Here is a 12226-nt window from a genome sequence, read left to right as displayed (position 1 = left end):
GAACTAATCGTTCCCCGGCTTGGAAAAACTCTCTTTATATAAGGTATTTTTAGAGATGCCCATAAGATAATTTATGATAGGTAAACCCCGGCTTTGGCGTAGGTTATTTAACCGGCAGACAAGTATTTGGCAAGCGTATTGTAAAGTAGTTTCGGTGTAAGCAGACAACCAATCCGGTTATACTGCGGGGTGTTCGGATCTAGAATTATAGCCTACACAATAGGCCTGACGATTATCTGAGAATGTATCAATGCAAGACCTGATGGTACCACTGCGAGTCAGACTGGTTGAATGCGGGGGCTGAATGAGGATTCAAATATTTGACGGCAGATTACGTTTTTGGTACTTTCATAATACTAAAAGTATTTATTTTTCCTATACTTTTATGAGGCATCAGCTTTTCACCCTTTATATGAGAAAGAACTATGAGCGAAGACAGTCAGAATCTTGTTTTGGAGCACCTTAGACATATTCGGGGGCGTGTCGATCTCATTGCCGATGATATGAAAGAAGTAAAGCTCAGGCTATCCTCTTTGGATAACAGTTTATCCCTAGTGCGTCGAGAAATCATTGTCGGTGATGAACTGGCGCTCGCCAACAGGCATCAATAGACAGAATTATGGAACGTTTGGAAAGAATAGAAAACCGGCTTGACCTGAGGAATGAAACTTGAACTTGCTGGTTTATTGTGAAATTTGATAGTAGAACCTGTGAATGTTGCAATGCATGATCCCAATTTTTGTTAGCAGAGGGAAAACAAGACCAATCTTGTGGATGATTTACAGATAAGTGCTGTTTTCCCTTGATCAAATTTCAACTGCTTGCAGATAAAATCGGAGCTAAAATTAATTACCCGAAATGTGTGTTTGCGTATAAGTTGAGCCAAATAAAGCAACGCCACCACCACTTACATACTTTAATTCGTTCTCATCAACAATTTCAATTTCATTGACAACGTTTTCATTATTTGATTCTGAAAAGAGTGTGTTTGGATTGTCGAGTTTTGTATTCATAATTAATCCTTTAATTTGTTGATTTACATACAGATAAAAAAAATAATAATCTAAAAAACTATACTTACATTCATAAGGTTCAAGCTTGCAAAAAACTTAGCGGTAGTCCCACCCCTGTAAGCTTGCAGAGATACACATCAAGCACTTCTCCATTTCGATCCACGGTTTGCCAGAGCTATGCTGTTTACCCTTATTCTTGTGTCAATAACCTTTCTCTAAGCGAAAGCCTTGGGCATCGTGAGGGGGGAGGTGAAAAAAAGGCCTCCTGCACCCCCGCTGATAGTTGTTACTTCGTTCATTGTTAATTCGACTACAGAGGTTGTTGGGGCTAATTTTTTTTCAGTTGCCTCTGCTTGAGGTTTAGAAAAGGGCACGTTCAAATTTTCAGTTTTTGTGTTCATGCGTATTCACCTCATTATTTGTTGATTCCAAACAACTTACTGGTTATAAGGACATTTCTAACCATTTGCCAATAGTAAATAATAAATTGATAATTTGCAATCAGAAGATTTGAACCTGTTGAGAACGAGTAACTGTTGGAATTTAAAGTAAAAAGATATAGGCAAATAATGAGACTAGAACTTTGATTCTGAATAACCATAATTTTCTCCTTGGGATGCAAATCAATTTGTCTCCTTACTTTGAATAGAATGAATAGCAGAAACATCACTTATAACCTTTCCATCACTGAGCGTTATCACTCTATCCGCACTCGCTATAGTCTCGGGACGGTGTGCAACAATAATTCGCGTCAATTTCAGTTTGCTGATAGCCTCGTTCACACTGCTTTCGCGTGCCACATCCAGATGGCTTGTTGCTTCATCAAGAAATAAAATCTTTGGTTGACGATACAATGCGCGTGCTAGAAGTAACCGTTGTTTTTGACCGCCTGAAAGCACCGTTCCCATGTCACCTACCAGCGTGTTGTACTGCATCGGCATGGCGGCAATGTCATCATGGATTGAAGCAAGTCGAGTGCAAGCTTCGATACGTTCGAAATCAGGTCGGGGGTCAAAAAAACAAATATTTTCAGAAATAGACCCGGCAAACAGTTGATCATCCTGCATTACACTGGCAACGTGGTTGCGATAGTACTTTACGCCAATGCGGCTAAGTGATTGGCCATCCACTTCAATTGTACCGTCATTAGGATGCAAAAGGCCAAGCATTAGTTTAACCAAAGTTGTCTTGCCGCAACCTGATGGACCAACAATAGCTATCGACTCGCCAGCTTGCACACTGAAACTCACATCTTGTAACACCAAAGGGTCTGTTTCCGTATGCCGGAAAGTTACATTCTTGACCTCGATACGTCCTTCAAGCGGAATCGATTTGGAGATGCTTGAATCATCATGCGGTTCGGGGATAGTGAGCGCAATATCACCCACACGTTCAGTATGCAGTCCGAGCATGCGCAGCTCTATACCTTTTTCTATCAATGCTGCAACCCGTTGTACAAACTGTGTTTTATACGCCACAAAGGCAAATAGCATCCCTATCGAGAAGCCAGCACCATTTGCTGTATCCAGCACAAGCAAAGCACCCAGCCAGATTGTGATTACATTTTCGATGCCGAACAAAAGGCCGTTTAAACCCTGATATAGAATACCCAAACGTTGAGTGCGAATGCTTGCATTATATTGATCGACAACCAGATTTTGCCAGGCAGCTGTACGAGGCACTTCGTGAGCAAAAAGCTTGATGCTTTGCATTCCGCGTGCGGTTTCTATAAAGTGACTTTGTTGTTTTGCGCCGCGCACAATATGTTCTTCAGTTGCCAGACGTAAAGGGCGATAAAGGGCAAAACGCAATAATGCATATAAGCTTGCCGCGATCAAGGCAACCAGTGTGAGTTGAAGACTATAGAACAACATCACGCAGAAAGTAACAATGACCATTACCCCGTCGATTAGAGCCTCCAGAAACCCGGTTGTCAGTGTGCGTTGAATCACATTAAGCGATTCGAAACGAGATACGATATCGCCAATATGACGTTTGTTAAACCAGCTCATCGGCAACCGAATTAAATGCTGGAACATATTAGAGATCATTTGCAGGTTAAGCGTTGTGCCCAGCACCATCAAAATCCATGCGCGTAAAGCAGTTACGCTAGCTTGAACCACGGCAAGCAACAAAAACCCTATTCCAAGCACTGTAACAAGATCATAATCTTGCGTTACTAACGCCTGATCAACAATCCACTGCATATAGAAGGGCGCCAGGATAGCAAAGAACTGTAGCACCAAGGCCAATATCAACACCTGTGCCACGGTACTACCTATACCCTGCATACGTCCGATAAGAGACGTCAGCTTGACCTTGCGAATATCAACGCGAGGTATAAATTCATTTGTCGGTGTCAACTCTAAGGCGATGCCCGTAAAATGCTTGGAAAATTCCGCTATTGGCAGTTCGCGTTCACCAATCGCCGGATCTTGTATTAACACACGATTGCTATATACCTTAGTGAGCACGACAAAATGATTGAAGTCCCAATGGAGCACGCAGGGCAATTTGAGCTCAGGCATGTGTTCAAGATCAAGTCGCAAGGGACGCGAGTTAAATTTGAGTAGTCCAGCAAGTTGTATCAAATCGGCAAGTGTCGAACCACGTAGTGAAATAGTATGACGCGCGCGCAAAGTGGCGAGATCAATCTGATGACCATGATAACCGGCTACCATTGCCAAGCAAGCCAATCCACACTCTGCTGCTTCATTTTGCAGGATGACGGGCGCGCGTTGCCTTAGAGAAAAGTTAAGCATACCGGCAGCTTATAGTCGACCGCTAATAGATAATAGTGGGTCAAAAATCCATTCGATCAGGCGACGCCGATCAATGTGAATGTCTGCATCCAGTAACATGCCTGCCTGGAGTTGCATTGCCTGACCGTAAGCCTGAATTTGTTGTTGGGGCAAGCGAACCGTCACGCGATATACCGGTTCTTGAATGTTTACAGGTAAGCTGGATTCATTGGGTTGGATCGCGGTTCGTCCAACTTCTACAATTTCACCCAGATGATGCCCGAAGCGCTGATAAGGAAATGCCTGGTAACGCAATGAAACTTGCTGGGTTGGTTTAATAAAACCCACTGCACGTGTTGGAACCAGTAACTGCGCCTGTAGCTGAGCGCCAACAGGCAAAATAGAAAGTAACAGCTGTTCCGGATTAACTGTCTGTCCTGTTTCAGTCAGAATCGTGGTAACGGTGCCATCTGCCGGCGCGGTCAGTACAATACTGCGGCGTGTATCCGCTTCTGTTAATTGTTGTTCGAGTTCTGAGATTTGCCTTTCTATCGCCGCGCTATTATTGGCACCTCTTAGTCTGGAAGAGGAAAGTTCCATATGTGCTGTATCTAGTTCTCGGGTCAGGCTGGTAATATTCTGCTGTACTTGAATCAATAGGTTTTGTTGATCGATTAATTCCTCTTCCTTTTGTTGCACAGCGGCTTCAGAGATAAATCCCTGCTTCAGCAATTTCTCATGGCGCCCCACATTCCGTTCGGCGCTCACCACACGTTTAGATAAAAGCGTCAATTGAGCTTCTGCCTGACGTATTTCAGTTTCTAATCCACGAATACGACCAGCGATGCTATCGGCCGTAAATATATCGATTTCTTGTTGTTTACTGAGTTCTCGTATATGACTGTCACGCCGTTGCCTGATTTCTGAAAGCATAGTTGCATGCGCTTCCCCGGTAATCTCGGTTGCCCGTTCGCTGGATATAACCAACAATCGTTCACCCTTTTTGACGATTTGACCTTCAGTGACAAATTTTTCCAAAACAATCCCGGTTTGGGGAGTGAAGAGCCTGATCATCCCTTGTGTTGGTATTAGATAGCCCAAGACATGCTCTTTCCGGGTGTGTTGACCCCAGAATATAAAACAGGCAACTGCGACAGCAAACAGTACAGAGATCCACACCAGAAACCGGATAGTGAGTGATCGGGCAATAAGCACTTCGCCGTACAGGCACTCTTCTCGATGTGTTAAAGCCTCGGATCGGAATAATTTTTTATTCATGAACAGGTTTTACAAAAATCTACGATGCACACGCACGCAGTTTAACAAAGTGCGCCGCAAAAATATGGATTTCTACAAACAAAAAAAAGACTGGGCATTTGCACATCACCACATCACGTGCAAGTAATAAGTTTTATAAAGTAACTGATTGATAAAGAAGTGATACAATCTCCATGTTCCATGAATTTAACACAAGACTCTTAAGCCCCCTCTGGCATAGAAGGGGCGTTGCTTAGCTCTAATACGGATTACATGTGCCCTCGTCGTGATCATAGAAGCCGCCATCTTTAAGCTCAATACCCTTCATTACGACTCCTTCATCTGACGTACGCGTCGGGGCTGTTGACCATCTAAAATAGTAAGCACCGCCGGCTACACTTTCAAGTTCGTTAATTGTTAATTCATTCATAATAATGCTCCATTTAGTTAAAATTAACTTGCATAATTGCAAGTTCAGTAAAAGATACTTGAAGTTGAATGTTTAGAATGTGATTTTCTTCACATGTTGGCCAGAGCATTTCATCATGACGATAAATCCTAATTTTCCTTTAACAGTCCGTTGAAAAACTATTTGCGTTGCTGTTTTGGCGTTAATAGTGATGAAAGCATTGCTACGCCCTGAGTGATGAAAGTGATTCTGGTACTGTGTGGTTATCAGATATCGTTTAATTTTCAGAAAACTGAGGACTTAAAATTCGTTAACGGCGATAACTTGAATATTGCACCAGTACGTTAGGTTTTAGCTTGTAATCGTCATTATGATTACATTTCGTTAAATGATGAAAAAGTACAGTTTGTCCCCACGGTGTAACTTGCTGGTTTTTAACTTGCCTTGTTTTAAATTGAACGCACATGCTCTCTTAGCCGCAGAATAACTGCGCCTGCGGTCGCGAGCACGCTCAATTCAAAACAATTCGGCGTTTAAATTCCAGCAACTGGTGCAATTTTCAGGTTAGACAAAATGGAGATAAAAAATCAACAGATAACCAGCAGTGACAAAAAATCCGAACCCTAGATCCAGCCAATGCGACCAAATCGAATGGCTCCATTATGGTGAAAATTAAGTGGCTCTATTATAGTGAAATTTCACTGGTTCCATTATGGTGAAATTGGACTGGCTCTATAGGGGTGAAAACTGACGCCAAGAAACAGCCAAGGCCAAGCGTGCGCTGAAACGGTTGAGAACCATTGCGGGTATTTTGATACGGGAGCTCAGCAGGACGCTGCCGCAGCAAGGCATCAATCGCCTGTACAGCGCGAAGCAATATCATCGTCGGCGTTGTCAGCCATGAACAAAACCAGCATGACAGCCATACGTTGCCGGAAATACTTCAGCATGTTGAAACATCGCGTGGCAAAGCGGCCCGCCAAGCGGTATGTGATCGCGGTTATCGCGGCAAGAGTGAAGTGAGCGGAACACTTCATTCTACCGGGAAAAGCACTCAAACGAGACTGTCGCTACCAGAGAGACAAGAAGCGTAAACAATGCAGAGGCGCGTATCGGATTCGTGTTATTCGATTATTCTAGCCTGCACGACAATTGCGCCGGGGTGCCTATTGAGTGATGGCAGTCGAATGCGAGTTGTATTGCAAGACCTGAATGCGCAATTAATTCGCAACATCATGGCAGTGCCAGCTTTATGTTACCAATCGATTTTTGAGCCTTCGGATGAGATCCATACGTTCATGCAGCACTGCTACAATTATTGGATTCGCACTGTTTTCAGATTGCAGGTAGAAAATATAATGATGTTCACAATGCGTAAACAGTAAATCAGGTCTTCTTTTTAAAAGTGTTCTTGGTGTAACAACTCCCTGCGCAATCACTTGGAATCGTTTTGACAGTATTTCCTCATAACGTTCAGTCTGAGCCATTCCCCATTTATCTATCGTGTAACGAGCAATGTCTCTCAAATCTTGTTCAGCATGCGTAGTGAGTCTGTAATCTGGCATTACTTGGCGCTTTCACTATAGACTTCCTGAAAAATTTCTTTAACCGATTTCTGGCTTACCTTTCCAGTCTGTACTGATTTAGCGCGTTCATCCAGAAAAGCCTCTAATTCCTGCAATGCCATTTCTTCATCGGAGGATGTGGGCAGAATTTGATTCAGTACATATTCCTTTATTGATTTGCCTTGCATAGCAGCGATGGCTTTGATCTTTTGATGTTGCTCTGGCGTCAGATCGATAGATAAACGGATCATCTCCTTTCTCCCTGCACTATTAATCACAATAAAATTGTAGCATGACATGAACAAATGAACATATGTTCATTTGTGTGGAATTGGGGTCAAATGGAATTAAGGACTACCATTGGATTTTGCAGGATGACAAGTCGTATCTCAAGCTGTTAGTATAGATATGTGGCTCTTGGGATCGGCGGCCGGGATTCTGGTTTGCTAAACTTGAAATGCCGTCCCCGTCCTGCATCATCCGGAGTGCCGTACGCTGCTTGAAGGTTGCAATGCAAGACCTGACGTGACGCCGAATTTCGTGGGTAGATTCTAGAAAGAAGTTTTTCATGAAATTGGTGGAAAATATTTTGCGGCCATCCATGCAGCAACCAAACTGCTAACTACATTAATAAAGGGCATCTCTAAAAATACCTTATATAAAGAGAATTTTTCCAAGCCGGGGAACGATTAGTTCGATTCCCGATATTTTTCTGTTCAAGAATTTGATTATTGCTCAGTTCAAGGCGTTTTGGGTTGTTATCCTCTCGTTTTTCCTATTTTAGGCAATTCTGGGCGTAATAACCCTGTCGAAACTGAAACATCTTTTGCGAATCAACGTCACCACACGCTTAATGTTGTAAACGAGGTTGAGCAAGCCTATTTGTACTTTTGCTCTCATAAGCCCTATGGTACGAATAGTGATTCCACCCAGTTCATTCGTCATCGAACCAAATACATGTTCAACCCGTGCGCGCACCTGTGATTTCTTTTTGTTGCCAAACTTTTGCGTGTCCGTGAGTGGATGATTGCGAGCACCTTTTTCGTGAATGCGGCTCGTGTGTCCAGAAGTAGCCAGAATTTCTTCCTGTGCTTCGCTGCGATAGGCTGAATCCGCGTAAACATCAGTCCCTCCCTCTTTAGGGGATTGCAGCACTTCTGCCAAAACCTGGCTATCGTGAACTTCCGCTGATGTAAATTCCCATGGGTTATCAACTTGGTACACTGATCCACATTCACGTGATCTTTGTAACCATAAAACGATTCGTTGTTCTTCTTCGTCCAACGCGCATCAATGTCTTTTTGTGCCAGCTTGTGAGGATTTTGCCCCCATTCAATCGGAATCGCACCTTCCTTGATGATCTTGTTCTCCTCACGCGTATTACGTTGCTTGGGAACCGTCACAAAAGTTGCATCAATGATCTGACCTGACTTCAGCTCAACATCCAGCTCCCGTAAACATTCAGCAAATCTCGCAAATAGCCGTTCAATCAGTTGATTCTCCTTCAACTCCTCCCGAAACGCCCACATCGTTTTTGCATCCGGTACCACCCCCGCCAAATCAAGCCCCAAAAAACGCATGAAACTCAATCGATCCCGTACTTGATACTCCAACTGGTCATCCGACAGATTATGCATTCTTTGCAATACCAGCATCTTGAATAGCATCACCCGATCAAAGGGTTTGCGACCAGCCGCGCTTTTCCTAGGCTTCGTAGTCGTCTCCCTGAGAAGATCAGCGAATAAATTCCAGTCGATCATGCGATTCAGTTCTTCAAGCGGATCTCTTAGCTTGCTTAGCTGTTCATAGCGATTTTCAAGGTCAAAAAAACTGAATTGCATGATGGAATCCTATATCAGTGAATATGACTATTAACTATAATAAACAATGTGTTATTATACACTAACTATGAAAAATGGCTTCCCTTCCTGAATTACCCTGTCTTGTAATATCAATTTTTAGAGATGCCCTTATGTCATTTGGTTTAAGATGGACTGCACTTTCAAATACTTGAATTCTCGAATCTGGTTTACCAGCAAACAAATAAAAAAGTGATTTTAATTGTTCTTTTGGTACACGGGCGACTACTTCATTTTTTGAATCGCTAGACTTGATTTTTTCAAGTTTTCCACTTTCCATATAGAATCCCCAATAAACATAAAATTAATTGACACCTAGAATCGTAGAATCGGGTTCAAATCTTGCATTCACACACACTCCCCTTTAGCCAAACCCCGGTTACTCTGCAATTCCCGTATACACCACCAACAATAGCACGCATCAACTATAATCCGCTAGCAAGTAAGTCATGGTAACCAATAATGCAGATCAGGGCCACCCGCAGCGACCAAATCCTGAAAATACAGTGCGAAACTGTTATTGAACATGCGCCGCTTGAGGGTTGCTGGCTTGCGGCCGAGTATAAAAATGGTCTCTGTTTTTGTGTCACCAGCAAGTAGCCCGGACAGAACTTGTGGAATCCGGGACATATAAGGGCATCAAGTTATTATCGGTTAAAGGGAAAATGAATGTTGCAACATCACTTGACGCGCAGGACCATCAAGAACCACGGCTTTTTTCTACGTCATTAGCGAGCCAGATCTTAATCAAAGACTGATATGGCATATCACGCTTATTTGCTTCAATCTTTATACGATTCAACAACGCTTCAGGTAATCTGAGCGAGATTGTTTTGGTTGATGGTTTCAGGTTGGGAAAAGAAGTCGATTGAGCCCTGGACCAGTCAACATAATCACTGGAATCATGGCTTTCCCAGAAAGCTCGCTCTTCAGCTTCTGTTTTAAAATCAGGAATCTTTTTGGTTTTGTTCATAAAAAAATTTCTCTTTACGGTGCATATCACGAGCGGAAATAATGCGAATCAATTTTCCATTATTTCGTAGGGTAAAGGTAACGTGCAGCAATCGGGCATCATCGGTAATGCCAAGCGCATGGTAACGTGCTTCCCTTTGGCTATGTTTAGAATCAGACAAAATCAAGATTGGCTGGTTAAAGAACACTTGCTCCGCTTCGAGTTGTCCAACGTCATGCTTCACTATGTTCTTGCGAGAATTACCTTCATCCCAGTCAAAACCATATATTTGTGCCCAGTTAATCATAAACGTATATTACCATCATATACAAAACTGGCAAGAAAACAAAAACACTTGAAAATTCTAGCGGGATGTTCAGGTCTTGCGTTCACACACAATCAATGCTATTGAGATGAATTCATGAACCCAGCATCTATATTTGTTTTTACACATTACACATTACACATTAACATACTACTCGCTCAGCATCATGACCCGATCCATAAACGCCACAAGATCATTAAGGTCATGTTCAATAATTTCAACAACCCGGTTAAAGTCGATTTCCTGGTATTCATGTACAGCGAGATTACGAAAGCCGACCATTTGCTTGAGCCGCTGCGCCAATTGGTGGCTTATTGTGTTACTCCGGGCGAGCAGTTCGAAGCTCTCTGCACTGGAAGTGGGAATACTTAGCACTCTATCCATATGATAGTGTCAGGTACAGCGTTACCGTGGTGTCCTGCAGCTAGGCACAGTACACAGGAAAGGGTTGTTCCCTTTTCAAGTACTGTAACACGGCTGCAGGACACCACGGTAACGCCCTGTGGGTGAGCTTGTCAGCGCTCATGGACTGCGTTGTGTCTTTTGGCAATGAACACTATTTCCTGCAAGGCACGCCTTGCCATGTACACTGACAAGCCCACTGAGCCCGGTAATATCATATGGATAGAGTGCTTGCTTATCTCTCTTGATAATGTAATTGGCCATGTCGATAGCCAGTTCACAAGACCGGATCAAATTTAAAACAGCGGCATCTTGCGCATCAAGGTCTTGCAAAAAGCGGTTTTGATGTTTCCGGTAAATTTTCCGGGATCTTTGAATGCACCGCTGGGTACTTTGAATCTTTTGCATCAGTGTATCATTCATATTCTGTACGCGCGTCCGGAGCGATGGAAGTCTTCCAAAATATCTTTTCGTTCTTCATTCAATTTTTGGTAATCGGACAGCACACGCATTTCGAATTCACGGATTGCTTCCGGCTTATGAACGAAGATAAGCCGTCCGGCATTCAGGATTTTATTTTGCAAAACTGTATTGGTCATGCGCAAATTGATCAAATCAACGTTACGTCCCAGTTTTGTTTCCAGATCAACGCGGCAGGGCGATAAGGGTAAATCTTTTGATCTGACAGCGGAATGAAAAGGCAAAAGTAACGCCAGGTCTATATCGCTGTCCGGCCGCTCGTTGCCGGTATCGTAACTGCCGAAAAGATAGACGCCTTGAATATCGGGATAGAAATTAAGAATGGATTGAAGGATCATTTCGTGCTTCATGTCAGCAGCGTAAAGGTTAGAACTTCCATTTACACATCCTTCGCTTTACCCAAACTCCGACCACCCCACAACGCCTGTATACGCTGTTAGCAATATGATGCACCCAAAAATTATCCGGTAATAGGCGAACCACGTAAAATCATGATTGCTGATAAAGCGGATCAGGCCGCGCACGGCAATGAGGGCGCTGAAAAATGCGGCGACAAAGCCGACGGCGAACATGCCGATGTCGTTAAACTCCAGAATGGCGCGGTTTTTGTAGACGTCGTAGAACGTTGCGGCGAACATGATTGGAATTGCCAGGAAAAAGGAAAACTCGGCGGCAGCTTTGCGCGACAGGCCAAACAGCAGGCCGCCGATGATGGTCGCGCCGGAGCGCGAGGTGCCTGGAATCAACGCCAGGCATTGTGCGCAGCCGACTTTCAGTGCGTGCTTCCAGTCCATGTCATCGACCTGCTCGACTTCAATTTTGTGATCGCGCCGTTCCGCCCATAAAATCACAATCCCGCCGATGACCAGCGCGGTAGCAACGGACAACGGATTAAACAGATACTGCTTGATCACATCGATAAACAGCAGACCCAGGATGGCCGCTGGCATGAACGCGATGAGCAGGTTCAGGACAAAGCGTTGCGCCGATTTGTCCGAGCCGATTCCCATCACGACATCGGTGATTTTCTGACGGTATTCCCAGCAAACCGCCAGAATCGCGCCGAGCTGGATGGCGATCATAAACACTTTTTCCCGGTCGCTGTTGAAGTCCAGCAAATCGCCAACCAGGATTAAATGACCGGTGGATGAAACCGGCAGAAATTCGGTCAGCCCTTCAACAATGCCAAGGATTAACGCTTTAAAAAGTAAAACTAGGTCCAT

At 43.7% G+C, this 12226-nt stretch carries 17 protein-coding genes and 1 pseudogene; 1 reads left to right on the top strand and 17 read right to left on the bottom strand.

Going from position 1 to position 12226, the window contains the following annotated elements:
• Positions 1–425 precede the first annotated feature (425 nt).
• Entirely contained in the window at positions 426–611 is a 186-nt protein-coding gene (locus tag MRK00_06305) for a hypothetical protein (protein ID MDR4516982.1), read from the top strand.
• Positions 612–845: 234 nt separating this feature from the next.
• On the opposite strand, the gene MRK00_06300 is transcribed toward MRK00_06305, so the two are convergent.
• The 17 genes and pseudogenes from MRK00_06300 to MRK00_06220 form a co-directional block, all read right to left on the bottom strand.
• A complete protein-coding gene (locus MRK00_06300) occupies positions 846–1013 on the bottom strand; it encodes a hypothetical protein (protein MDR4516981.1) in 168 nt (55 codons plus the stop codon).
• 215 nt (positions 1014–1228) lie between these two features.
• On the bottom strand, positions 1229–1414 hold the full coding sequence (locus MRK00_06295) for a hypothetical protein (protein ID MDR4516980.1): 186 nt from the start codon (positions 1412–1414) through the stop codon (positions 1229–1231).
• A 222-nt stretch (positions 1415–1636) separates the two neighbouring features.
• Positions 1637–3775, bottom strand: coding sequence for a peptidase domain-containing ABC transporter (locus MRK00_06290; protein MDR4516979.1), 2139 nt, complete (start codon positions 3773–3775; stop codon positions 1637–1639).
• Between the two features lie 9 nt (positions 3776–3784).
• Positions 3785–5032, bottom strand: coding sequence for an HlyD family secretion protein (locus MRK00_06285; protein ID MDR4516978.1), 1248 nt, complete (start codon positions 5030–5032; stop codon positions 3785–3787).
• Positions 5033–5270: 238 nt separating this feature from the next.
• On the bottom strand, positions 5271–5441 hold the full coding sequence (locus MRK00_06280) for a CCRG-2 family RiPP (protein ID MDR4516977.1): 171 nt from the start codon (positions 5439–5441) through the stop codon (positions 5271–5273).
• Between the two features lie 830 nt (positions 5442–6271).
• Positions 6272–6457 carry a hypothetical protein gene (locus MRK00_06275; protein ID MDR4516976.1) on the bottom strand — a complete coding sequence of 62 codons (186 nt, stop codon included), beginning with the start codon at positions 6455–6457 and terminating at the stop codon, positions 6272–6274.
• Between the two features lie 213 nt (positions 6458–6670).
• Positions 6671–6985, bottom strand: a complete 315-nt coding sequence (locus tag MRK00_06270; GenBank protein MDR4516975.1) for a type II toxin-antitoxin system RelE/ParE family toxin — start codon at positions 6983–6985, stop codon at positions 6671–6673.
• Complete coding sequence (locus MRK00_06265; GenBank protein MDR4516974.1) at positions 6985–7236, bottom strand: antitoxin; 252 nt, start codon at positions 7234–7236, stop codon at positions 6985–6987. Before MRK00_06265 ends, MRK00_06270 begins: the two co-directional genes overlap by 1 nt.
• Before the next feature lie 529 nt (positions 7237–7765).
• A pseudogene (locus MRK00_06260) lies at positions 7766–8829 on the bottom strand (IS5 family transposase).
• A gap of 58 nt (positions 8830–8887) precedes the next feature.
• Positions 8888–9124: a hypothetical protein gene (locus MRK00_06255; GenBank protein MDR4516973.1), complete on the bottom strand. Its 237-nt coding sequence runs from the start codon at positions 9122–9124 to the stop codon at positions 8888–8890.
• A gap of 167 nt (positions 9125–9291) precedes the next feature.
• Positions 9292–9474 carry a hypothetical protein gene (locus tag MRK00_06250; protein ID MDR4516972.1) on the bottom strand — a complete coding sequence of 61 codons (183 nt, stop codon included), beginning with the start codon at positions 9472–9474 and terminating at the stop codon, positions 9292–9294.
• A 70-nt stretch (positions 9475–9544) separates the two neighbouring features.
• Entirely contained in the window at positions 9545–9817 is a 273-nt protein-coding gene (locus MRK00_06245) for a BrnA antitoxin family protein (GenBank protein MDR4516971.1), read from the bottom strand.
• Positions 9792–10103 carry a BrnT family toxin gene (locus MRK00_06240; protein MDR4516970.1) on the bottom strand — a complete coding sequence of 104 codons (312 nt, stop codon included), beginning with the start codon at positions 10101–10103 and terminating at the stop codon, positions 9792–9794. Before MRK00_06240 ends, MRK00_06245 begins: the two co-directional genes overlap by 26 nt.
• Before the next feature lie 168 nt (positions 10104–10271).
• The gene (locus MRK00_06235) at positions 10272–10505 is read right to left on the bottom strand and encodes a DUF86 domain-containing protein (protein MDR4516969.1); all 234 of its coding nucleotides are present in this window, start codon (positions 10503–10505) and stop codon (positions 10272–10274) included.
• 138 nt (positions 10506–10643) lie between these two features.
• Entirely contained in the window at positions 10644–10931 is a 288-nt protein-coding gene (locus MRK00_06230; GenBank protein ID MDR4516968.1) for a DUF86 domain-containing protein, read from the bottom strand.
• Between the two features lie 11 nt (positions 10932–10942).
• Positions 10943–11353: a nucleotidyltransferase domain-containing protein gene (locus MRK00_06225; GenBank protein MDR4516967.1), complete on the bottom strand. Its 411-nt coding sequence runs from the start codon at positions 11351–11353 to the stop codon at positions 10943–10945.
• Between the two features lie 45 nt (positions 11354–11398).
• The gene (locus tag MRK00_06220; GenBank protein MDR4516966.1) at positions 11399–12226 is read right to left on the bottom strand and encodes an undecaprenyl-diphosphate phosphatase; all 828 of its coding nucleotides are present in this window, start codon (positions 12224–12226) and stop codon (positions 11399–11401) included.

It is taken from the genome of Nitrosomonas sp. (genome assembly GCA_031316255.1).
Taxonomy (GTDB): Bacteria; Pseudomonadota; Gammaproteobacteria; order Burkholderiales; family Nitrosomonadaceae; genus Nitrosomonas.
Note: the sequence above shows the minus strand (reverse complement) of the source record. Positions and strands in the feature narration are given on the sequence as shown.